Source organism: Streptomyces sp. NPDC045470, assembly GCF_040646595.1.
GTDB lineage: Bacteria > Actinomycetota > Actinomycetes > Streptomycetales > Streptomycetaceae > Streptomyces.
In genome coordinates this window covers 899,163-919,754 of sequence record NZ_JBEZAN010000003.1, presented here as the reverse complement: position 1 = coordinate 919,754, position 20,592 = coordinate 899,163, and the positions used below count along the sequence as shown (strand labels likewise).

Sequence of the window (20,592 nt, the reverse complement as noted above, 5' to 3'; positions counted from 1 at the left end):
GCCCCGGACCTCGACCTCACCGACGGCGGCCGCCTCGCGGACCACCTCCACGGCGGCCGGGCGCTCCTGTATGGACCTCGCCGACGATCCGGAGCTGCGGGCTCTGGCTGCGGGGTATGCCGGCCGCGTCGGCCCCCTGACGGCCGCTGCCCGTCCCGCCCGGAACTGGCGGCGGTCCTCGTCCGTCCGGACGGCTTCACGGCCTGGGCGGCCGACGCGGGGGCGCAGGCGCGTACGTCGACGGCCGGGCTGGCGGAGGCGCTGGAGGAGTGGTTCGCCGTGCCAGAGGGGCAGTGACGCCGGGGCGATCCGCCACTGTGCTGACTGACGCGGACCACGAGCCGGTCCCACCCACGGCCACCGCACCGATCCGGTGTGGCGGCCGCCCGCACCCGCACCAGTGGCACCACAGCAAGACCGACGACATGCACCGCGGCTTCGCCACCTCGCTGCTGTCCCGGCGCTGCCACGGGGCGGGCCCGTATCGGAAGCGGTCCTTCGCAGGGGCGGGGCACGAAGGACCGCAGGGCCTGCCGAATGCCGCAGGCCGGGCAACCGCCTCTACACGGTCCGGTATTCGTCGTGGGTGTGGCCGCAGCCCGTGGCCAGGCGGCGCAGGGCATCCCGCTCGGTACGGCCAACGGCCAACGGCCAGCGGAGTTCGGTGGAGACCCAGTCGGCGGCGTACGTACAGCGGGCGTCGGCCAGCGGCGGCAGCCAGGTGGATGGATCCTGGTCGGCCTTGGACCGGTTGGTCTCGGCGGTGACCGCGACGAGGAAACGGTCGGCTCCGAGGTCGTTGGCGTACGCCTCGCGGCGCGCCGGGCTCCACTGCGAGGCGCCGGAGCCCCACGCCTCGGCGAGCGGGACCATGTGATCGATGTCCAGGCCCTTGGGGTCCGTGACGGTCACCGCGTCGTAGTACGAGTACCAGCGGCCGGAGACGACCTTGCACTTCGGCCCGAGCACGGGGCGCTCGCCGGATTCGGCGATCAGCACTTCGGCGCGGGTCGAACAACCGTTGTGGTCGGCGTCGGTCCAGTGCTTGAAGCTGGTGCGCTGGTAGCCGGTGCGGGACTCGGCGGCCAGCGGCAGCGTTTCGATGCCGTCGTGCAGGCATGCGGGCCGACCGCCCGCCGAAAGGAGAGGCAGATGCGTGTCGCTGTGGTCGGTTCGGGCATTGTCGGCGCGAGTGCCGCCTGGCACGCGGCCGGGCTGGGGGCGGACGTGGTGCTCGCCGGGCGTGCGGCGCCCGGGGAGGCGACCGCGGCCGGTGCGGGCATCGTCTGCCCCTGGGCCTCCGAGCACGACGACCTGGACTGGTTCCACGTCGCGGCGGAAGGGGCCCGGTACTACCCGGAGCTGATCGGCGGACTCACCGAGGCGGGCGAGCGCGGCCTCGGCCACCGGGCCGTCGGCGCGCTCGTCCTGGCCGCCGACGACGCGGACCTGCACCGTGTCCACCGGCGGGTGCTCGAACGGCGGCGCGGCACCGCGGACACCGGCGACGTGGACCTCCTCGGCGAGCCCGAGGTGCGCGCGCTGTTCCCGCCCGTCGCGCCCGGCTTCCGGGCCGTACGCATAGCCGCCGGTGCGCGGGTCGACGGCGGGCGGCTGCGGGACGCGCTGCTACGGCAGGCACGGTACCGGGGCGTCGGTCTGCGGAGCGGCCGCGCGGCACTGCTGCGTACGGCGGACCGGGTCACCGGCATCGAGGTGGACGGCGAGCGCATCACCGCGGACGCGGTCGTCGTCGCGGCCGGGGCCTGGGCGCCGGAGCTGCTGGCGCCGGTGGGTGTCACCGTACGGGTCGCACCGCAGCGTGGTCAGATCGTCCACCTCTCGCTGCCCGGCGCGGACACCGGGAACTGGCCCGTCGTCCTGCCCCGCGCCACCGGGCACTACCTCGTCCCGTTCGACGGTTCGCGGATCGTGGCCGGCGCCACCCGGGAGGCCGGTACCGGCTTCGACCACCGGGTGACGGCCGCGGGACTGGCCGAAGTGCTGACCGAGGCCCTGGCCGTCGCGCCCGGACTGGCGGGCGCCACCCACTTGGAGACGCGTGTCGGCTTCCGGCCCGTCGGCCCGGACGTCCGCCCGCTGCTCGGCCGGGTCCCCGGGCCGGAAGGCCTCGTCGTCGCCGACGGCCTCGGGCCGACCGGTCTGACCGTCGGCCCCTGGGCGGGACGTGTCGCCGCGCTGCTCGCGACGGGCGGGGACCCGGGGCTGGACCTGAGCCCCTACGACCCGGTGCGCTGACCGGCGCACGGTCCCGGAGGGGGCGCACAGGACGTGTGGAGGCGCGCGGGGGCGCGCACCGACTCAACCGTCCCTGCCAACTCTTTGCCCACTCCTGATGCTCCCCATACGGGGCGGCCTTGGAGCCGTACGGCCGATGCGAGGACCATGGACCGTATGAGGCGCCCTCCAACGGCAACACCCTTCGGTCCTGCTGCCCGGACGACGACCGCCGCGGCCGGCCGGCTCTCCCACGTGCGGTGGATCGCCGGCGGTACCGGAGCGGGCAAGAGCACGCTGGCGATAATCCTGGCCCGGCGCCACGGCGCCGTGATCTACCGCGGTGACCTGGCGCAGCACACCTGGTTGCCCCGCTGCACCCCACGGCAGCACCCGCACTTCCACGCGGCCCGCGACGAGCCGCCCGGCTCCCTGTGGGACAGCCGCAGCCCCGACGAGGCGTGCGGCTTCGCGCAGCGGGTGGTCGCCGAGACCTTCGCCTTCGAGGTCGAGGACCTCCTCGCGATGCCTGCCGACCGGCCCGTCCTGGTGGACTGGTTCGGCAACCTGCCGAGCCAGCTCGCGCCCCTGCTCACCAGCCCCGACCAGGCGGTCTTCCTGCTGCCCACCCCCGAGTTCCGGATGGCGGCACTGCGCGCCCGCCGCAACGTGCCGGTGCGGTCCCTGGTCAGTTGGGGCAGCCGGGCCCCGGAGTCCACCCTGGCCAAACGGCTGGCCCGGGACGAACTGTGGGACGCCGAGGTACGTCGCCAGGCCGCCGCCCACGGAAACACGGTGATCACCATGGACGGCGGCCGCCCGGCCGGCGAACTCGCGGACGAGGTGGCGGCGCGCTTCCGGCTGGGTACGGCGGCGTAGGAGACGGTACGTAGGGAACGGGGCGTACAAAAGCGTAGGAGACGGCGGCCGCCCCCCTACGGCACCCGCGCCGTCCACTCCGGCGAGCTGAACTTTCCGCCCGCCAGTTCCTGAGCCCGCGTCATCTCCTCCGCGGAAACCTTGCCGTCGCTGCCCCCGTACCGCGCGCGGAACGAGGCGATCATCCGGTCGATGACCTCCGCCCGCGGCAGTCCGGTCTGGCGGCGCAGCGGGTCCACCCGCTTCTTCGCGCTGCGGGTGCCCTTGTCCGACAGCTTCTCCTTGCCGATCCGCAGTACCTCGACCATCTTGTCCGCGTCGATGTCGTACGACATGGTCACGTGGTGCAGGACCGCCCCGTCGCCCGCCACCATGCGCTTCTGCGCGGCGCCGGCGATCTTCCCGGCGTCGGTGGCGATGTCGTTGAGCGGCTTGTACCAGGCGTTGATGCCCATGTCGCCGAGGGCGGCCAGCACCCAGTCGTCCAGGTAGGCGTAGCTCTCGGCGAAGGTCAGGCCCTGCACGAGCGAGGCCGGTACGCACAGCGAGTACGTGATGGTGTTGCCCGGCTCCACGAACATCGCGCCGCCGCCGCTGATGCGCCGGACGACCGTCACACCGTGCCGCGCCGCGCCCTGCGGGTCCACCTCGTTGGCCAGTGACTGGAAGCTGCCGATGATGACGGCGGGGCGGTCCCACTCCCACACCCGCAGGGTCGGCGGCCGTCGGCCGGCGGCCACTTCGGCGGTCAGCACCTCGTCCAGGGCCATGTGCAGCGCGGGCGGCTGCGGCGCCTCGTGGATGATCTGCCAGTCGAAGTCCGTCCAGTCGGTGGCCTGGGCGACGGCGCGGCGTACCGCGATGCCCACCGCCTCCGCCGTGAACCCGAACAGCACCGCACCGGGCGGCAGCGCCGCCTCGATCCGGGCCGCCAGCCCGCGCGCGTCGGTGTCGGCGGGCGCGCCCTCCAGCGCCGCGTTGATGGCGCCGAGCGCCTCGTCCGGCTCCAGGAAGAAGTCCCCCGCGACCCGGACGTCGCGCAGCGTCCCGCCCGTCACGTCGAGATCGACGACCACGAGCTTGCCGCCCGGCACCTTGTACTCACCGTGGTGCTTGCCCTGCACGGCGCATCCTCCCGCTGTCCTGTTGCGGCGCACGGCCCGGGCGGCCGGCAGCCGGGTCAACCGTAGCGGTGCCGGTGGCATTCCCGGCAAAGGGGGCGGTTCAGGTCGCTCGGGCTGCGGCCTTCACCTCGGACACGAATCCTTGGAGCACCGTGGACCGGTGGTCTTCGGGGAGGTCGGCCAGCGTCTCGCGGGCCAGGTCGAGGCCGGTGTTCACGTCTCCGGACTTCACCACCGACAGCGCGCGGTGCACACCGGTGTGGGCGGCGTACCGGCTCAGATGAGCGGGCCTGTAGAGGTCTGCGGTGTCCTGCTCCGCCTGCGACCGCTCCACGTCACCGAGCCGTGCGTGAACGAGTGTCTTCGTGAGGCTGTATCCCCAGCGTGGCATGGAGAACACGGATGCCTGCTCGTCGGTCTCGACGGCGGGGAACATCTCGTCGGCCCCCCGGAGGGCGTCCAGAGCAAGGCCGGGCTCACCCAGTTTGCCGTATCCGTGAGCAAGCGCCAGGAGAGCGCACAGCCGTCCCAGAGAGGGGGACTCGGACAGCGCCAGACCATCGACGGCCACGGAGATGACAGGTTCGGGTTCGGCGCCCTCGTACACCAGGGCCAATGCGCCCTGTCCTCGGGTCCACTCCCGCAGAGAAGTGCGGCCGCTGCGGTCGGCGGCGGCTACGGCCGTTCTGTACCAGCGGGCAGAAGCCGCAGGACCGTCGAGAGAAGCAGTGGCCATACCCATCACGATCGAGAGCCGGGCGGCGGCTTCCCACAGACATGGCCGGTCATCGCTCAGTTTTCCCCGCAGCAGCAAGAGGCCCCCCGCCAGGCGTGGCTCCACCCGCCGGGCGGACAAGGCCATGAAGTCACGTCCGTAGTCGTCTGCGAGGCGGCGCCAGTCGTCCATGGAGACCACCTCGCCCATGGCTTCCATGATTCCTTGCCGTGCCGCCTCCGCGAGTGCCGATGGGTGACCGGCTTTCGCGGCTTGCAGGGCTTCAAGAGGCACGGAGAACAGCTCGGCCATGAAGCGAAGCCAGAAGCGGCCCGGAGACCGTTTCCCCGCCTCCCACCGGCTGACCTCCTCGCGGGTCAGTGTGGGCCGTCCGGACACGTTGCAGAGATGGACGGCCAGGTCCCCCTGCGACCAGCCCCGGCCGTCCCGAAGGACTTTGATCAGCTTTCCGATGCTCACGGGCTCAGTTTGGCCACCCGAACGGCCACTGGGCGGCGGATCGGGCAGCGTTACACCTGGAGCATGACCAAGACGTATCCCAGTGACCCGGTGGAACTGCCCCTGTGGCAGGACGCCGTGCCGAGTCCCAGGGCAGGCTGCAGCACGTGTTCAGAGATCAGTACCCACAGGGAGCAACGACGCTCGGCTCGGGACCACAGCGGCGTGTCCGACGCCAACGTCGTCATGCTCAGGCACCAGGCCGGGGGGTGCCCCGCATGACGCGCAGGACGTTCCGATTCGTGTCCTTCATGATCGAGCAGGACCGGACGGCGGAGCCCACCTACGAGGCTGTGTGCGTGTCCGGTGACGACAAGGAGTGCGGGCAGTCCTCGGACGAGTGGCTCACTCCACATCCCGTAGAGGTAGGGATGCGTGAGCATTCCAGGGGCACCGGGCACACGCGGTTCCGTCGTTCGTTCGTGGATTACGCGGACGTGTCGATGCAGGACTGACAGGAGGCAGGAGGAGGCAGGCCCGGCCGATGTGATCAGGACGTGCCCCGCCCGGAGGCATTGCCCGCGCCCCGACGGGGGAAGGGCGGACAAGGAGACCGCCCGTCCGTCCGTACGACGCGAGGAGAACCGAGAACGTGTTCACCACCCGCCCGACCCTCCAGGGAACCTTCGGCATGGCCGCGACCACGCACTGGCTGGCCTCCCAGTCCGCGATGGCCGTGCTGGAGGACGGTGGCAACGCCTTCGACGCGGCGGTGGCCGCCGGTTTCGTGCTGCATGTCGTCGAGCCGCACCTGAACGGCCCGGCGGGCGAGGTGCCGGTCGTTCTGGCGCCCGCCGGCGGGCCGGTGCGGGTGCTGTGCGGCCAGGGGCCGGCGCCCGCCGGGGCGAGCGTGGCGCACTACACCTCGCTCGGGCTCGGGCTGGTGCCCGGCACCGGACCGCTCGCCGCCGCCGTGCCCGGCGCGTTCGACGCGTGGATGCTGCTGCTCCGCGACCACGGCACCAAGTCCCTCGGCGAGGTGCTCAAGTACGCCGTCGGGTACGCGGAGCACGGGCACCCGGCCGTCGAGCGGGTCGGCGAGACGGTGGCGACGGTCCGGGAGCTGTTCGAGACGGAGTGGATATCGTCCGCCGAGATCTACCTGCCGGAGGGGCGGCCGGTGGCGCCCGGCGGGCTGCTCAGGAACCGGCCGCTGGCGGCCACCTGGCGCCGCCTGATCGCCGAGGCGGAGGCCGCCGGGCCCGGCCGGGAGACGCAGATCGACGCGGCCCGGCGGATCTGGCGCGAGGGTTTCATCGGCGAGGCGCTGGCCGGCTTCGCGGCCCGTCCCGCCATGGACACCTCCGGCGAGCGGCACGCCGGCACCCTCACGGGCGACGACCTGGCGGCTTTCTCCGCGACGTACGAGGACCCGGTCACGTACGACTGGAACGGCTGGACCGTGGCGAAGCCGGGCGGCTGGTCGCAGGGCCCGGTCCTGCTCCAGCAACTCGCCCTGCTGCCGCCGGAACTGCCCGCCTACGGCAGTCCCGAGTACGTGCACCTGCTGATCGAGGGCTGCAAGCTGGCCATGGCCGACCGCGAAGCCTGGTACGGCGACGCGGCCGAGGTGCCGGTCGGCACGCTGCTGAGCGAGGACTACAACGCGGCGCGGCGGGCGCTGATCGGGGAGCGCGCCTCGTACGAGCTGCGGCCCGGCAGTCCGGACGGCCGTACGCCCCGGCTGAGCAAGCACGCCCTGGCCGTCGCGGCGGGGGAGGACGCCGCCGGCGCGCCGGGCGCCGCCGGTGCCGGGGCGGGCGAGCCCACGGTGGCGACCCCCGGCACCCCCGGTGCCGCCCCCGTCATCGCCCCCGAGGTCGACCGGAGCGGCGCCACCCGCGGCGACACCTGCCACATCGACATCGTGGACCGCTGGGGCAACATGGTCTCCGCGACACCCTCCGGCGGCTGGCTCCAGTCCAGCCCGGTGGTCCCCGCGCTCGGCTTCCCGCTCGGTACGCGCCTCCAGATGGCCTGGCTGGAGGAAGGGCTGCCGAACTCGCTGACGCCCGGCCGCCGGCCGCGCACCACCCTCACCCCGTCCCTGGCGCTGCGCGACGGCGTGCCCGTGATGGCCTTCGGCACCCCCGGCGGCGACCAGCAGGACCAGTGGCAGTTGCACTTCCTCCTGGCCGCCGCCCTGCGCGCCCCCGTACGCGGCGGCCTCGACCTCCAGGGCGCGATCGACGCCCCCAACTGGCACAACGACTCCTTTCCCGGTTCCTTCTTCCCGCGTGCCATGCGGCCGGGCAGCGTCACCGTCGAGTCCCGCCTCGGCGCGGACGTGATCGGGGAGCTGCGGCGGCGCGGGCACGCGGTGACCGTCGGCGACGCGTGGTCGGAGGGGCGGCTGTCCGCGGTGGCGCGGGACCCGGAGAGCGGGGTGCTGTCGGCGGCGGCGAACCCGCGGGGGATGCAGGGGTACGCGGTGGGGCGGTAGCCGCGGCCGGGCCGAACCGGGGCGGGGCCCGCCCGGAGCGTGGTCGGCACCCCGACGGGCCCGGCCCCGGCATCCGCAGTTCACCTTCGGTCCAGCTCCTGTGTCAGTGGGGCGTGGTTCGATGGAGTCATGATCGAAGCGATGCGTACGGATACGGGAGACACGACGGACGAGACGGGCGCGGTGGGCGGTGCCGCGGCGCACACGGCGGACGGAGTGCTGCGCGCGCTGAACCCGGCCGCCGTCGAGGACGCCGTCCGCAAGGCCGCGGCGGCCGAGATCATGCCGCGGTTCCGGCAGCTCGCCGCCCACGAGGTGCTGGAGAAGAACGGCCCGCACGACCTCGTCACCGTCGCCGACCGGCTGGCCGAGGAGCACCTCACCGCCGCCCTGACGAGCCTGCTGCCCGGCTCGCTGGTGGTCGGCGAGGAGGCGGTGCACGCCGATCCGGCGGTGCTGGAGGCGCTGGGCGGCGACGCGCCGGTGTGGATCGTCGACCCGGTCGACGGCACCCGCCAGTTCGTGCACGGCGACCCCGGCTTCGCCACGCTCGTCACCCTGGCGCTGCGCGGCGAACTCCTCGCCTCCTGGACGTACGCCCCGGCCCTGGACCTGATGGCCACCGCCCGGCGCGGCGCCGGCGCCGAGCTGAACGGGCAGCCGCTGCGCCGGAGCGCCCCGGCGGCCGGCGCGGTGCTGGACGTGGCGATATCGCACTACGACTTCACCACCGACCAGCAGAAGCGGGTGCTGGCCGCCCTGGAGACCGACGGCGTCGCCCCGCGCCCCTGCGGCTCGGCGGGCCTGGAGTATCTGCACATCGCCACCGGCGAGCTGGACGCCGTGGCCTTCAGCTGGGAGAACGCCTGGGATCACGCGGCGGGGCTGCTGCTGGTCCACGAGACGGGCGGGGCGAGCGGCACGGTCGCCGGCGAGCCGTTCCGCGTCACGGGCGGCAACGCGCTGCCGTTCACCGCGGCACGGGACGAGGAGACCGCCCGGCGTATCCTCGGACTGCTGGCGGCCGCCAACTGATCCTCGACGGAGAGGGTCGCTGACGAGGGGAGTGGCGCAGGTGCCGACGATGCTCGATGCCGTGGTGATCGGGGCGGGCCCCAACGGGCTGACCGCGGCCGTCGAACTGGCCCGTCGCGGCATGTCCGTGGAGGTCTTCGAGGCCCACGACACCATCGGCGGCGGCGCCCGCACGGAGGAGCTGACCCTCCCCGGCTACCGGCACGACCCCTGCTCGGCGGTGCACCCGCTCGCCGCGGGCTCACCCGCCTTCGCCGCCATGGACCTGGAGCGGCACGGCCTGCGCTGGCTGCACCCCGACCTTCCGCTGGCGCACCCCTTTCCCGACGGCACGGCCGCGGTGCTGTCCCGTTCCGTCGGCGAGACGGCGATGTCCCTCGGCGCGCACGACGCCGGGACGTACCGCCGCCTGCTCGCGCCCTTCCTCGGCAAGTGGGACACCCTCGCCGCGGACTTCCTGCGCACCCAGTGGCTCGGCCTGCCGCGCGACCCGGTGACGTACGCCCGGTTCGGCCTGGCCGCGGCCCAGCCGGCCGCCCTGCTCAACCGGCGCTTTCGGGACCAGAAGGCGCGCGGCCTGCTCGCCGGCCTCGCCGCGCACGTCATCGCGCCCCTCGGCAGCCCGGGCACCGGCGGCGCCGCGATCATGTTCGCGCTGGCCGCGCACGCGGGCGGCTGGCCGATCCCGCGCGGCGGCTCCCAGGCCATCCCCGACGCGCTGGCCGCACTGCTGCGCCTGCACGGCGGCGCGGTGCACACGGGGTACGAGGTCAAGCGGCTGGACGACCTGCCCCCGGCCCGCGCGTACGTCTTCGACACCTCGCCGACCGCCCTGGCCCGGATCGCGGGGCTCGGCAACGCCTACCGCGGGGTGCGGTACGGACCCGGCGTCTTCAAGATCGACTACGCGCTGTCCGGCCCGGTGCCGTGGACCTCCGCCGCGGCCCGCCGGGCGGGCACCGTGCACCTCGGCCCCACCAGCGGCGAGATCGGCACCGCGCTGCGCGCCGCCGCCGACGGCCGCGCCCCGTCCGTACCGTTCCTGATCACCTCGCAGCCCACCCTGACCGACCCCACGCGGGCCCCCGAGGGCAAGCACACCTTCTGGGTGTACGGGCACGTACCGCACGGCTGGGAGGGCGACGCCACGGACGCGGTCGAACGCCAACTGGAGCGCTTCGCACCCGGGTTCCGCGACCTGGTCCTGGCCCGCGCCGTCGCCGGACCGCCCCAACTGGCCGCCCGGAACGCGAACTACGTCGGCGGGGACATCTGCGCGGGCTCCGCCGCCGGCCTGGGCCTGGTGATCCGCCCCAAGCTGACGCGCGTCCCGTACACCACCGCCCATCCGGCGGTCTTCCTGTGCTCCCAGTCCGCCCCGCCGGGCCCCGGCGTCCACGGGATGTCCGGCCACCACGCCGCCCGGGCGGTCTGGTCCCGGCTGCGGCCCACCCGCTGACGACGAGCCCGCCGGCCGGACCGGGTCGCGGTCCGCCCGGCGGGCACGTGCGCGGCCCGCACCGCACGCTCCGTACGGCTCAGAGGTCCAGCACCAGCCGCGGGCCCAGCGCGCGGGAGACACAGGCCAGCATCCGGCCCTCCTCGGCGCCGACGTCGTCCCGGTGCTCGACCTCCCCCTCCAGGACGGTGATCTCGCAACTCCCGCAGACGCCCTCGCGGCACCCCGACGACACCGGGATTCCGGCCTGCTGAAGGGCGTTCAGCAGCGAATCGTCGGCATCCACCTGGACCGTCCGCCCCGACCGGGCGCACGCGGCCTCGAACGCCTGGTCGGGGGCGAACACCTTGGGCGCCGGCTGGAAGCGCTCCGTGCGCAGTTGTTCGGCCGGGAAGGCGGCCTCCACCGCCGTGAGCATGGCGGCCGGCCCGCAGCAGTAGACCAGGGTGCCGGGTGCCAGCTCCGCCGCCAGCGCAGCGAAGTCCGGCCTGCCGTGCTGGCGGGTGGTGACGATGCGTACGGCGTCCCCGTAGGCCGAGCGCAGTTCCCCGGCGAAGGGCATGGTGGCGGCCGCCCGGCCCGCGTACACGAGGGAGGCGGGCAGCCCGGCCGCGGTCGCCGCCCGCAGCATCGGCAGGACGGGGGTGATGCCGATCCCGCCGGCGAGGAAGAGATAGCCCGGCGCGGGGTCGAGGGGGAAGTTGTTGCGCGGCAGCGACACGTCGAGCGTACGGCCCGGGCGCAGGAAACGGTGGATGTACTCGGAGCCGCCGCGGCTGAGCGGGTCGTACCGTACGGCGACGCGGTAGGTCTCCCGGTCGGCGGGGTCCCCGCACAGGGAGTACTGCCGGGTCAGCCAGTTCGGCAGGGCCACGTCGACATGGGCGCCCGGCTCCCAGGGCGCCAGGGGGCCGTCGGCGCCGCGCAGGACGAGGGAGACGACGTCCTCGGCGACCGGGTCGATACGGTCGAGGAGGGTCCGCTGCATGGATGATTCCCTTTCCGGCACGGTCAGAAGAGCTTCCGGTAGGACGCTTCGAGGACGGCTTCGAACTGCTCCGGGGCGATGTCGCCCCCGAACTGCGCGGCGGCGATCTCACCGGCCGTCGGCAGCTCGTCGGCGAGGGCCTGGCTCGCCGGGTCCCACATCCGGGACCGCAGGAGCGCCCGGCCGCAGTGGAAGTACGCCTCGGTCACCTCGACGACGATCGCCAGGGCCGGCGCCTTGGCCTCGGTACGCATCCGGACCAGTACGTCGGGCTCGTCGGTGGGATAGGCTCGGCCGTTGACCCGCAGCGTCTCCCGCATGCCGGGGACCAGGAAGAGCATCCCCACTTCCGGGTTCTCCACGATGTTGCACAGCGAGTCGGCGATCCGGTTGCCCGGCCGGTCGGGTATCGCGAGCAGGTTCTCGTCGAGGACCTTCACGAACCCCGGGTAGTCGCCGCGCGGCGAGCAGTCGGCCCGTCCGGCCGCGTCCGCGGTCGCCAGCGACAGGAACGGCGAGTGCGCGATGAACATGCGGGCGAACCGGTCGATGTGGTCGATCTTCTTGTTCTCCAGCATCGGTTCGGGTTCACCGATCCGGGCGCGGACCTCGTCCAGGGACAGCCGCCGTGGGCGGGTGCGGACGTGCGTCGTCATGAAGGCTCCTTCCGGGAGGGCGGCACGGCGGACGGGCGCGGGCGGCACCGGCGCTCCCGACCCCCTCGCGCTCCGCGACAGCTCCGGCGGCAACCGCTCCGCCGCAGCTCATGGCACCATTGTGAGCAATTGCTCAGGTCTTTGCTACTCGCATTCGCAGACGGCCCAGGAGGTGCCATGACCACCGGCCGACGCGGCCTCCAGCCACGTAAACAGCCACGTCAGGCCCGCGCCGCAGCCACCCGGCAGCGCATCCTCACCGCCGCTGCTCACGTTTTCGCCGAGTACGGCTACGCCGCGGGGACCACCAACCGCATCGCCGAACGGGCGCGGGTGTCGATCGGCTCGCTGTACCAGTACTACCCGAACAAGGATGCGATCCTGGTGGAGCTGGTGACCCGGCACCTCGACGCCGGGATAGCCGCCGCCGGCCGCCACCAGGAGGGCGAGGCGCCCGAGACCCTCGAAGAGACCATCCGCCTCTTCGTGCGCACCTCGATCGGCAACCACCTCGACGACCCCCAGCTGCTGCGCGTCATGGCCGAGCAGGGGCCCCGGTCCCCGGAACTGCTCGACAAGATCGCCCGGCACGGGCGGGAGCGGATCGCCTACGCCCACGAGTTGTTCGCCGGACACCCGGAGGTCCGGGTCGCGGACACCCACACCGCCACCCGGCTCGTGGTGAGCACGATCGAACTCGTCGTCCACCAGCTCCTCGCCGCGCCGGACCCGGTCGACACCGCCCGGCTGGAGGACGAACTCGTCACCATGCTCACCGGCTACCTCACGGCGGCCCGCTGACGGTACGGGCGACCGCGGCGCCGCCGGGCGGCCGAGCCGGAAACTCCCGTGCGCTCCGCCCGCCGCGCGTGGTAATCCCCCTGTCATGAGCGATCTCCAGACAGCACGGCTGGTGCTCCACCCGCTGACCGCCGCCGAGGCGGAACGCCTGGTGGCGCGCGCCCCGGCGGACGGGGAGCGGTGGGCGCCCGGCTATCCGACGGACGGGGACGTGGAGTCCGCCACCGACTTCCTGGGCCACTGCGCGGCCACCGGTGACCCGCAGCCGTTCGGGGACTACGAGATACGCCGCCGGGAGGACGGGCTGGCCATCGGCAGCCTCGGCTTCCACCGGCCGCCCGACGCGGACGGCACGGTGACGATCGGCTACGGACTGGTCCCCGCGGCGCGCGGCCGGGGATACGCGGCCGAGGCGCTGCGCGGGCTGCTCCGTCTCGCCAGGGAACGCGGCATCACCCGGGTGAAGGGCGACGCCGACCTCGGCAACACCGCGTCCCAGCACGTCATGGCCGCCGCCGGGATGCGGCCGGTGGGGGAGGACGAGCGGGTGAAGTACTTCGAGATCACCTGGCCCGGTGGGGCGGCGGGCGCGTCCGCAGACGGCGACGGCGGGACGTGACGTCCGTACGACGGGCCGTGCCGTCCGTACGGCGGTCCGCACGGACGGCATGATGGCCGGATGACCGCACCCTCACCCGCCCTCACCCTCGTCGCGGGCGACATCACCGAGCAGCCGGCCGACGCCGTCGTGAACGCCGCCAACTCCTCGCTGCTGGGCGGCGGGGGAGTGGACGGCGCGATCCACCGGCGCGGCGGCCCCGAGATCCTGGCCGAGTGCCGCGCGCTGCGCGCCTCGCACTACGGCAAGGGCCTGGCCACCGGGCAGGCCGTGGCGACCACGGCGGGCCGGCTGCCGGCCCGCTGGGTGATCCACACCGTCGGCCCCGTCTGGGCGAAGTCCGAGGACCGCTCGGCGCTGCTCGCCTCCTGCTACCGCGAGTCCCTGCGGGTCGCCGACGAGCTGGGCGCCCGTACCGTCGCCTTCCCGGCGATCTCCACGGGGATCTACCGCTGGCCGCTGGACGACGCGGCCCGCATCGCCGTCGAGACGGTGCGGGCCACGGAGACGGCCGTCGAGGAGGTGCGCTTCGTGCTCTTCGACGAGCGGGCGTACGCGGCGTTCGCCGCGCGGGTGGGCTGACCGGGCACCGGCCGGGAGCCGCTCAGGCCGGCCGGTGCCGTAGCCGCCCGTCGCTCAGGCCGAGACGATCCGCGCGGACACGCAAGGGTCCTCGTTGCGGTAGCCGAGCCGGTCGTAGAGCCGTTCGGCGGGCGCGTTCTCGGCCAGTTGCCACAGCGTGCAGAACCCGTGCCGCCGTACGGTGTGCCGGGTCAGCCACGAGGTCAGCGCGGCGCCGAGGCCCTGGCCGCGCTGGGCGGCGTCGGTCGCGACGGACGCCATCAGCGGCGCGCCGCTGTCCCGCAGGCTGCTCATCGCGCCGCACGCCACCAGCCGCCCGTCCGCGCCGCGGATGCCCGCCCAGAGGCTCACGTCCGCGGAGCCGGGGCCGGTGGAGTGGGCCGGACTGTGCTCGTTGAGGAAGGCGAGCAGCTCGTCGTGGTGGCTCTCGTCGAGCGTGACCACCCGGTCCTCCGCCGGGTGGACGGCCGGTTCCGCCAGCGTCCAGCGGAAGATCCACTCGACGACGTCGGTCACCGCCAGATGACGGCCGACCAGCGTCTCGGTGCCGCGCGGCCCGGTGAACTCCCGTACCTGGTCGGGAAAACCCTGCGCGGCACGCAGCACGAGACCGGCGGCGGCATCCGCCTCACCGACGCTCCACACGTGCCCGCGGGGGGCGTCGAGCCAGGCGACAGCGCCGCTGTTGCACCAACTGCTCCGGTCGGCGGGCCGCTGCCGGGCGGCGCCGAAACGCAGGAGGGCGGCGCCCTCCTGGAGCTCCAGGCCCTGGGTGAACAGGTCCTCGGTCCGGGGGAGAAGAGTCGTTGCCTGCATCACTCTCTGAGAAGGACGTAGGGATGGGAACGACCCCGGACACGCTGGCGGCGCGGCCGGAACCGTCTGTCTGAAGTAGGGGGTCCCGGCAGCGGCTGCGCACCCGTGCGCGCCCGGCCGACCGGGTGGTCAACTCTCGCACACCGCCCCCGGCCCGGCGCAAATTCTCGGCGGGTGCCGTATGCCACCCCGGATGGCGTCGGCGGCCGGACCGGTCACCGGACGCTGATGTCGGAAAACCGCCAGCCGAGCCGGTGCGGCTGCCGGATCCTGGAGGCATGCACACCGACTTCGAGCGCTGTCTGCGCGCCGTGCAGTCCAAGGACGCCAGGTTCGACGGCTGGTTCTACACGGCGGTGCGCACCACCCGTATCTACTGCCGTCCCAGTTGCCCGGTGGTGCCGCCCAAGCCCGGGAACATGACCTTCTACCCGAGCGCCGCAGCCGCTCAGCAGGCCGGATACCGCGCCTGCAAACGGTGCCGCCCGGATGCCAGCCCCGGCTCGCCGCAGTGGGACGAGCGCGCCGACCTCGTGGCGCGCGCCATGCGGCTGATCGCCGACGGCGTCGTCGACCGGGAAGGCGTCCCCGGCCTGGCCGCCCGCCTCGGCTACAGCACCCGCCAGGTCGAACGGCAGCTCCTCGCCGAGTTGGGCGCCGGGCCGCTCGCCCTGGCCCGCGCGCAGCGCGCCCAGACCGCGCGGCTGCTCGTCGAGACCACGGAACTGCCCATGGCCGACGTGGCGTTCGCCGCCGGTTTCGCCAGCATCCGGACCTTCAACGACACCGTACGGGAGGTGTTCGCGCTCGCCCCCACCGAGCTGCGGCGGCGGGCCCGGCCGGGGGCCGCCGCGGCCCTGCCCGGCGCACTCGCCCTGCGGCTGCCCTTCCGGCAGCCGCTGTGCCCGGACAACCTCTTCGGCCACCTCGCCGCGACCGCCGTACCCGGTGTCGAGGAGTGGCGGGACGGCGCGTACCGGCGCACGCTCGCCCTCCCGTACGGGCACGGCATCGTCGCCCTGTCCCCGCGCCCCGGCCACATCGACTGCCGGCTGTCCCTCACCGACCTGCGCGACCTCACGGGGGCCATCGCCCGCTGCCGCCGGATGCTCGACCTGGACGCCGACCCGGAGGCGGTCGACGGACTGCTGGCCGAGGACGCCGTCCTGGCGCCGCTCGTCCGCAAGGCGCCGGGGCGGCGGGTGCCGCGTACCGCGGACGCGGACGAGTTCGCGGTACGGGCCGTACTGGGCCAGCAGGTGTCCACCGCCGCGGCCCGTACGCACGCGGGCCGGCTGGTCACCGCGCACGGACAGCAGATCGGCGACCCGGTGGGCGGCCTGACCCACCTCTTCCCCTCCGCGGCCGAGCTGGCCGGGCTGGACCCCGAGGCGCTCGCCATGCCGCGTACCCGGCGCGCCACCCTCACCGCAATGATCGCGGCCCTCGCCGACGGCGCCGTACAGCTCGGCGTCGGCAGCGACCGGGAACGGGCCCGCGCCCAGCTCGCGGCGCTGCCCGGCGTGGGCCCCTGGACCGTCGAGTGCATCGCCATGCGCGCCCTCGGCGACCCCGACGCCTTCACCCCCACCGACCTGGGGCTGCGCCGCGCCGCCGCCCACCTCGGGCTGCCGGCCACCCCGGCGGCGCTCGTACGGCACTCGGCGCGCTGGCGCCCGTGGCGCGCGTACGCCGTCCAGTACCTGTGGGCCACCGACGACCACCCCATCAACCACCTCCCCACCGACTGAGGCGACCATGTCCGAGCCCCTGCCCGCCCGTACCGGCGGCGAGCGCTGCCACGCCGTCCTGACCGACACCCCGTACGGCCCGCTGACCCTGGTGGCCGAGGGCGACGCCCTCGCCGGCCTGTACATGACCGACCAGCGGCACCGCCCGCCGCAGGAGTCCTTCGGCCCGCCGGAGGACCTGGAGGCCCCGCCGTTCGCGGCGGCCGTACGGCAGTTGCGCGCCTACTTCGACGGCGCGCTCACCGCCTTCGACCTGCCCCTGGCGCCCCGGGGGACGCCGTTCCAGTGCCGCGTCTGGGCCGCCCTGTGCGACATTCCGTACGGCGGGACGCTCTCGTACGGGCAGCTCGCCGCGCGCCTCGGCCGGCCCTCCGCCGCCCGTGCGGTGGGCCTCGCCAACGGGAAGAACCCGATCGGCATCATCATCCCCTGCCACCGCGTGATCGGGGCGAGCGGCAGCCTCACGGGGTACGGCGGCGGGCTCGACCGCAAGCGCCGCCTGCTGGACTTCGAGCGGGGCGGAGCCGGGGAGGGGCGGGCGACCGCGGACCCGGGCGGGCAGCAGGCTCTCTTCGGTTGAAGCCGTTGAAGCTGTCGAAGCCTTCGCCTGAAGTGAGGGGGAAAGCTTGGCCCGGCGTTGCGGCGTTGCTGAAGCGCCGAGGCGTTCAGGCGCCGCCCTCCACCACCGCACGCACCTCCGCGACCAACAGCTCCGCGGCCTTCAGTGACCGCGCCAACTCCGCTTCACTGCGGCCGAGTGCGCCCAGCAGGGCGCTCGCCCGCTCCGCGAACCCGGGCGGCGTGCCGGGCATCGCCGCCGCGGCGGCGAGCGCGCCCTTCTCGTTGATGCACCAGGTCCGGTGGTGGGCGTGCAGCGCCTGGGTCAGGTCGCCCACCGCCCGGGCCAGACAGAGGGCCGCGTGCAGCGTGTCCGCGGACGCCTGGGACTTGCCCGCGACGGTCACGGAGAACCCGGCGTCCCAGATCGCCGTTCCGGTCAGCGCGGCGCGCAGCGGTTCCGGGTACTGCCGCATCTCCTCCTTGAGGCGGCCCAGCTCGCCGGTGGGGTCGGCCAGTACCCGCGACAGGGCCAGCTCCCCGGCGTACGCGGGGGACCAGAAGCCCAGCGGGTGCCCCACCTGGGCACCGATCTCGAACCGGCCCGCCCGGCACTCCCGCCACACCCGTTCCACCCGGTCGGCATCCCGCAGGAGCCAGTCCACGGGGGTACCGTCCGGCATCACCAGCCACGCCCCGCCGTTGACCCACGCACCCCACGCGCCCGGCGGATGGATCTCCACCGGCGACCCGGTGATCTCGGCGGCCAGGTCCGCCAGGCCCGCGAGGCCGACCTCGCCGCGGTAGTAGACCCCCAAGTCCCAGTCGGAGTCCGGCCGGTGCGTGCCCCGGGCCCGGCTGCCGCCGAGCGTCACGCCGACCACGCCGGGCACCCTGGCCAGAGCGGCCGCGCCGCTCTCCGCCCAGTAGTCCTCGTGAGCCCTGTCCGCCCCGGTGGTCGCTGTCTTCTCCATACGGGAAGCATAGAGTGCCCGCTGTCCGCCCACGGCAGCGGCGGCCGGGCCCGTCAGCGCAACAAGTCCCGTACGTCTGCCAGCAGTTCCACCTGATGGCGCCAGTCACCGCCCGCGACGTCCATCAGGACGCGGGTGACTCCCGCGCCGCAGTAGCGGTGCAGGCGTTCCGCCGCCTCCCGGGGGCCGCCCGTCACGGGGACGCCCGCGAAGCGTCCGGGCGGGGCGCCGTGGGCGGTGGCGAGGTCCGTGGCGAGGTCCGCGCCGGTGGGCAGGCCGGGTTCCGTACCGAGTACGCCGGTGGTGCCGACGACGACGGCCGGGGCCGGGCGGCCGAGCGCGGCGGAGAGTTCGGCGAGGTGCACGGCGCCCTCGGCCGCCTGGGCGGCCGACACCCGGGAAGGGAACCAGCCGTCACCCAGGAGCGCGGCCCGCCGCACCGCGGCGCGCGAGGTGCCGGTGATCCAGACCGGCGGCATCGGCACGGCGGACTCCGGCTCCGCCACCGGGTGCCCGGGCCCGTACGGCAGCGGCGCCCGCTCGCCCGCGAGCAGGCGGGGCAGCAGCCGCAGTACCGCGTCGGTCCGGCGCACCCGCTCCTCGTACGGAACGCCCGCGGCCGCCCACCGCTCCCGGCCGCCGCCCGTCCCCACCCCCAGCACCAGCCGCCCGTCCGCGACGTGCTGGAGGCCGGCGATCTGTTCGGCGGTCTGGGCCGGCGGCCGGAGCCCCGGCGTGTACACCGCGCCGACGACGGTGATCCGCTCGGTCGCCGCGGCCACCGCCGCCAGGACCACCGCGGTGTCCAGGGCCGGTGCGCCGGCCGCGGGCCGGTCCCCGTACGCGACGAGGTCCAGCCCGGCCAGTTCCGCGTGCCGGGCCGCCTCGGTGAGCGGAAGCTTCTGCTCCCGCCGCACGGCGGGCGACGGCAGCAGCACGCCCACGGCCAGGCGGCCGGGCCGGACCGCGGAATCCGGGAGAAACGTCATACGGTGACGATGCAACTTCAAGGGGACTTGAGGTCAAGGGGCGGCGAGCGCGACCCCTCGCCGCCTCAGCCGCCTCAGACGTCGTAGCGGTAGAACGGGGTGTGGTCGAGAAGGTCGGCGGGCGTCATCGTGTGCCAGGGGGACAGCGGGGTGTGCAGGCCGGGTACGCCCTGGGCGGGCTCCAGCGGGAGGTAGTGCGGTACGCCGGGATGGCGGCGCTGCCAGTCGGCCCAGATCTTGTCGACGAAGCAGTGGTGGAGGAAGAACACCGGGTCGTTGGGCGAGGCGAGGAAGGTCATGTGACCGCCGACGAAGACATGGGCGGAGCCGTGCAGCTTGCCCCAGGCCCGCTCCCACGGGAACTTCGCGTAACCCTCCAGGTGGTTGCGGAAGCTGGGGTACGGCGGATCCTCGCCACTCAGGTGGTTCCACGGAGGGCAGTCGTAGACGGGCAGCGCGAGGGCGGCCTCCAGTTGACGGGCTGTGGAGAGGGTGCCGGGCGGGCGCAGTGCGCGGGTGAGGAAGTCCCGGTCGTCCTGGGTGTAGTAGCCGTTGGCCCACGTGACGTCGTTGCCGGTGGGCCGGACGTTGACCCCCAGCCGCCAGCCGTTGCGCCGGGCGAAGGGGCCCGAGGTCACCTGCCGGTCGCCGGGCCGCCCGTCACCGCCCATGAAGTCGTCGGCCCACAGCGGCGAGTCCCTGCCGCGGTCGCTCGTCCAGTCCCAGTACGGCAGGGTGACGGCGGGGTCGATCGCGCGCAGCGCCTGTTCGAAGTACAGCAGGAACTGCCGGTGCCAGGGGAGCAGCGAAGGGGTCAGGTGCGCGGTGCGGTACCCGTGGTCCCGGTGGATGTAGTCGTGGGAGTTCGCCCGGACGTGGACGGCGACCAGCGCGTCGTACACGCCGCTGCGCTTGGCCTCCAGGACGGCCCGCACGAAGCGGCGTCTCTCCTGCGCGGTCAGGGCCAGATGGTTCTTGCGGACGTGCGGGCGGCCGGGGGCGGCGGGACCGGACGGCACGACGGGCTCCGGCCACGACCGCGGCGGCGGGGCCGGCAGCAACCGGGCGCCGCGCAGCCGCCGTACGGCGCGGCGCGCGGCCGCCAGCGGGGTCCGGTCGAACCCGTAGTGGCACAGCGGGGACAGGTAGGCTTCCTCGCCCATCCGTATCAGTTGCAGCTCACGGCCGTCGATCGTCACCCGCGCGCGGCCCTGCGGTGCGTCGATCCGGATCGTCCGGCCGTGGTACCGCTCGGAGTACGGTCGCGGGCCGCGCGAGTCGGCCGCCGCGGGCAGCAGCGCCGCCGCACCGGCTGCCGTCGCGGCCGTGAACACATCGCGCCGTCGCACCAGACCCCCTCACCCGGCCCGCCTCACCCTTGTCCGGAGCATCACCCCGGCCGGGGCCCCGGACGCCTTCCCCGGCCGAATGCACTCGAACGGGTGA

At 74.2% G+C, this 20,592-nt stretch carries 20 protein-coding genes and 2 pseudogenes; 12 read left to right on the top strand and 10 right to left on the bottom strand.

Translation table 11 applies throughout. The features are described from left to right. Positions 1-297: pseudogene (locus AB0A97_RS14240) on the top strand (FAD-dependent oxidoreductase); the annotation flags it as partial. 264 nt (positions 298-561) lie between these two features. Here the strand turns inward: AB0A97_RS14240 and AB0A97_RS14235 are convergent. Beyond that, positions 562-1,152, bottom strand: a complete 591-nt coding sequence (locus tag AB0A97_RS14235; protein WP_361148856.1) for an HNH endonuclease family protein — start codon at positions 1,150-1,152, stop codon at positions 562-564. On the opposite strand from AB0A97_RS14235, the gene AB0A97_RS14230 reads away from it, so the two are divergent. Beyond that, positions 1,153-2,259 (top strand): FAD-binding oxidoreductase, encoded by a 1,107-nt coding sequence (locus tag AB0A97_RS14230; protein WP_361148737.1) that lies wholly within the window; start codon positions 1,153-1,155, stop codon positions 2,257-2,259. Positions 2,260-2,415: 156 nt separating this feature from the next. Continuing rightward, entirely contained in the window at positions 2,416-3,117 is a 702-nt protein-coding gene (locus AB0A97_RS14225) for a hypothetical protein (protein WP_361148735.1), read from the top strand. A 56-nt stretch (positions 3,118-3,173) separates the two neighbouring features. Here the strand turns inward: AB0A97_RS14225 and AB0A97_RS14220 are convergent, their stop codons facing one another. Further along, positions 3,174-4,241 (bottom strand): biotin/lipoate A/B protein ligase family protein, encoded by a 1,068-nt coding sequence (locus tag AB0A97_RS14220; RefSeq protein ID WP_361148733.1) that lies wholly within the window; start codon positions 4,239-4,241, stop codon positions 3,174-3,176. 100 nt (positions 4,242-4,341) lie between these two features. After that, complete coding sequence (locus AB0A97_RS14215) at positions 4,342-5,436, bottom strand: helix-turn-helix transcriptional regulator (RefSeq protein WP_361148731.1); 1,095 nt, start codon at positions 5,434-5,436, stop codon at positions 4,342-4,344. A 257-nt stretch (positions 5,437-5,693) separates the two neighbouring features. Here AB0A97_RS14215 and AB0A97_RS14210 point away from each other — a divergent pair, with 257 nt between their 5' ends. The 4 genes from AB0A97_RS14210 (at position 5,694) to AB0A97_RS14195 (ending at position 10,412) form a co-directional block, all read left to right on the top strand. Beyond that, positions 5,694-5,930, top strand: coding sequence for a hypothetical protein (locus tag AB0A97_RS14210; RefSeq protein ID WP_361148729.1), 237 nt, complete (start codon positions 5,694-5,696; stop codon positions 5,928-5,930). Between the two features lie 137 nt (positions 5,931-6,067). Beyond that, positions 6,068-7,918, top strand: coding sequence for a gamma-glutamyltransferase (locus tag AB0A97_RS14205; protein ID WP_361148727.1), 1,851 nt, complete (start codon positions 6,068-6,070; stop codon positions 7,916-7,918). A 129-nt stretch (positions 7,919-8,047) separates the two neighbouring features. Then, a complete protein-coding gene (locus AB0A97_RS14200; protein WP_361148725.1) occupies positions 8,048-8,953 on the top strand; it encodes an inositol monophosphatase family protein in 906 nt (301 codons plus the stop codon). Between the two features lie 40 nt (positions 8,954-8,993). Then, entirely contained in the window at positions 8,994-10,412 is a 1,419-nt protein-coding gene (locus AB0A97_RS14195) for an NAD(P)/FAD-dependent oxidoreductase (RefSeq protein WP_361148723.1), read from the top strand. Positions 10,413-10,491: 79 nt separating this feature from the next. Here the strand turns inward: AB0A97_RS14195 and AB0A97_RS14190 are convergent, their stop codons facing one another. Continuing rightward, positions 10,492-11,400, bottom strand: a complete 909-nt coding sequence (locus AB0A97_RS14190; protein ID WP_361148721.1) for a PDR/VanB family oxidoreductase — start codon at positions 11,398-11,400, stop codon at positions 10,492-10,494. A gap of 23 nt (positions 11,401-11,423) precedes the next feature. Continuing rightward, positions 11,424-12,056, bottom strand: coding sequence for an MSMEG_1061 family FMN-dependent PPOX-type flavoprotein (locus tag AB0A97_RS14185; RefSeq protein ID WP_361148719.1), 633 nt, complete (start codon positions 12,054-12,056; stop codon positions 11,424-11,426). 177 nt (positions 12,057-12,233) lie between these two features. On the opposite strand from AB0A97_RS14185, the gene AB0A97_RS14180 reads away from it, so the two are divergent. The 3 genes from AB0A97_RS14180 to AB0A97_RS14170 all read left to right on the top strand — a co-directional run bounded on the left by AB0A97_RS14180 (position 12,234) and on the right by AB0A97_RS14170 (position 14,058). Further along, on the top strand, positions 12,234-12,857 hold the full coding sequence (locus AB0A97_RS14180; RefSeq protein ID WP_361148717.1) for a TetR/AcrR family transcriptional regulator: 624 nt from the start codon (positions 12,234-12,236) through the stop codon (positions 12,855-12,857). Positions 12,858-12,942: 85 nt separating this feature from the next. After that, positions 12,943-13,476, top strand: a complete 534-nt coding sequence (locus AB0A97_RS14175) for a GNAT family N-acetyltransferase (RefSeq protein ID WP_361148715.1) — start codon at positions 12,943-12,945, stop codon at positions 13,474-13,476. A gap of 60 nt (positions 13,477-13,536) precedes the next feature. Further along, positions 13,537-14,058 (top strand): O-acetyl-ADP-ribose deacetylase, encoded by a 522-nt coding sequence (locus tag AB0A97_RS14170; RefSeq protein WP_361148713.1) that lies wholly within the window; start codon positions 13,537-13,539, stop codon positions 14,056-14,058. A gap of 54 nt (positions 14,059-14,112) precedes the next feature. Here AB0A97_RS14170 and AB0A97_RS14165 read toward each other — a convergent pair whose 3' ends face one another. Continuing rightward, a complete protein-coding gene (locus tag AB0A97_RS14165; protein ID WP_361148711.1) occupies positions 14,113-14,874 on the bottom strand; it encodes a GNAT family N-acetyltransferase in 762 nt (253 codons plus the stop codon). A 278-nt stretch (positions 14,875-15,152) separates the two neighbouring features. Here AB0A97_RS14165 and AB0A97_RS14160 point away from each other — a divergent pair, with 278 nt between their 5' ends. Both AB0A97_RS14160 and AB0A97_RS14155 read left to right on the top strand, forming a co-directional pair. Next, positions 15,153-16,625 (top strand): AlkA N-terminal domain-containing protein, encoded by a 1,473-nt coding sequence (locus AB0A97_RS14160; protein ID WP_361148709.1) that lies wholly within the window; start codon positions 15,153-15,155, stop codon positions 16,623-16,625. Between the two features lie 7 nt (positions 16,626-16,632). After that, positions 16,633-17,205 carry a methylated-DNA--[protein]-cysteine S-methyltransferase gene (locus tag AB0A97_RS14155; protein WP_361148707.1) on the top strand — a complete coding sequence of 191 codons (573 nt, stop codon included), beginning with the start codon at positions 16,633-16,635 and terminating at the stop codon, positions 17,203-17,205. Between the two features lie 85 nt (positions 17,206-17,290). Here the strand turns inward: AB0A97_RS14155 and AB0A97_RS14150 are convergent, their stop codons facing one another. The 4 genes and pseudogenes from AB0A97_RS14150 to AB0A97_RS14135 form a co-directional block, all read right to left on the bottom strand. After that, complete coding sequence (locus AB0A97_RS14150; RefSeq protein WP_361148705.1) at positions 17,291-18,157, bottom strand: nucleotidyltransferase domain-containing protein; 867 nt, start codon at positions 18,155-18,157, stop codon at positions 17,291-17,293. A 53-nt stretch (positions 18,158-18,210) separates the two neighbouring features. Beyond that, positions 18,211-19,146, bottom strand: a complete 936-nt coding sequence (locus AB0A97_RS14145) for an LLM class flavin-dependent oxidoreductase (RefSeq protein ID WP_361148703.1) — start codon at positions 19,144-19,146, stop codon at positions 18,211-18,213. A gap of 74 nt (positions 19,147-19,220) precedes the next feature. Further along, positions 19,221-20,165 (bottom strand): tyrosinase family protein, encoded by a 945-nt coding sequence (locus tag AB0A97_RS14140; RefSeq protein WP_361148854.1) that lies wholly within the window; start codon positions 20,163-20,165, stop codon positions 19,221-19,223. Positions 20,166-20,210: 45 nt separating this feature from the next. Further along, positions 20,211-20,480: pseudogene (locus tag AB0A97_RS14135) on the bottom strand (tyrosinase family oxidase copper chaperone); the annotation flags it as partial. Positions 20,481-20,592 lie beyond the last annotated feature (112 nt).

Bases quoted from the DNA above. Each gene is read 5' to 3' on its own strand.
- AB0A97_RS14160 (WP_361148709.1), top strand. From the start codon at position 15,153: ATGCACACCGACTTCGAGCGCTGTCTGCGCGCCGTGCAGTCCAAGGAC.
- AB0A97_RS14210 (WP_361148729.1), top strand. From the start codon at position 5,694: ATGACGCGCAGGACGTTCCGATTCGTGTCCTTCATGATCGAGCAGGAC.
- AB0A97_RS14145 (WP_361148703.1), bottom strand. From the start codon at position 19,146: ATGACGTTTCTCCCGGATTCCGCGGTCCGGCCCGGCCGCCTGGCCGTG.
- AB0A97_RS14165 (WP_361148711.1), bottom strand. From the start codon at position 14,874: ATGCAGGCAACGACTCTTCTCCCCCGGACCGAGGACCTGTTCACCCAG.
- AB0A97_RS14170 (WP_361148713.1), top strand. From the start codon at position 13,537: ATGACCGCACCCTCACCCGCCCTCACCCTCGTCGCGGGCGACATCACC.
- AB0A97_RS14190 (WP_361148721.1), bottom strand. From the start codon at position 11,400: ATGCAGCGGACCCTCCTCGACCGTATCGACCCGGTCGCCGAGGACGTC.
- AB0A97_RS14230 (WP_361148737.1), top strand. From the start codon at position 1,153: ATGCGTGTCGCTGTGGTCGGTTCGGGCATTGTCGGCGCGAGTGCCGCC.
- AB0A97_RS14200 (WP_361148725.1), top strand. From the start codon at position 8,048: ATGATCGAAGCGATGCGTACGGATACGGGAGACACGACGGACGAGACG.
- AB0A97_RS14225 (WP_361148735.1), top strand. From the start codon at position 2,416: ATGAGGCGCCCTCCAACGGCAACACCCTTCGGTCCTGCTGCCCGGACG.
- AB0A97_RS14185 (WP_361148719.1), bottom strand. From the start codon at position 12,056: ATGACGACGCACGTCCGCACCCGCCCACGGCGGCTGTCCCTGGACGAG.
- AB0A97_RS14180 (WP_361148717.1), top strand. From the start codon at position 12,234: ATGACCACCGGCCGACGCGGCCTCCAGCCACGTAAACAGCCACGTCAG.
- AB0A97_RS14175 (WP_361148715.1), top strand. From the start codon at position 12,943: ATGAGCGATCTCCAGACAGCACGGCTGGTGCTCCACCCGCTGACCGCC.
- AB0A97_RS14150 (WP_361148705.1), bottom strand. From the start codon at position 18,157: ATGGAGAAGACAGCGACCACCGGGGCGGACAGGGCTCACGAGGACTAC.
- AB0A97_RS14155 (WP_361148707.1), top strand. From the start codon at position 16,633: ATGTCCGAGCCCCTGCCCGCCCGTACCGGCGGCGAGCGCTGCCACGCC.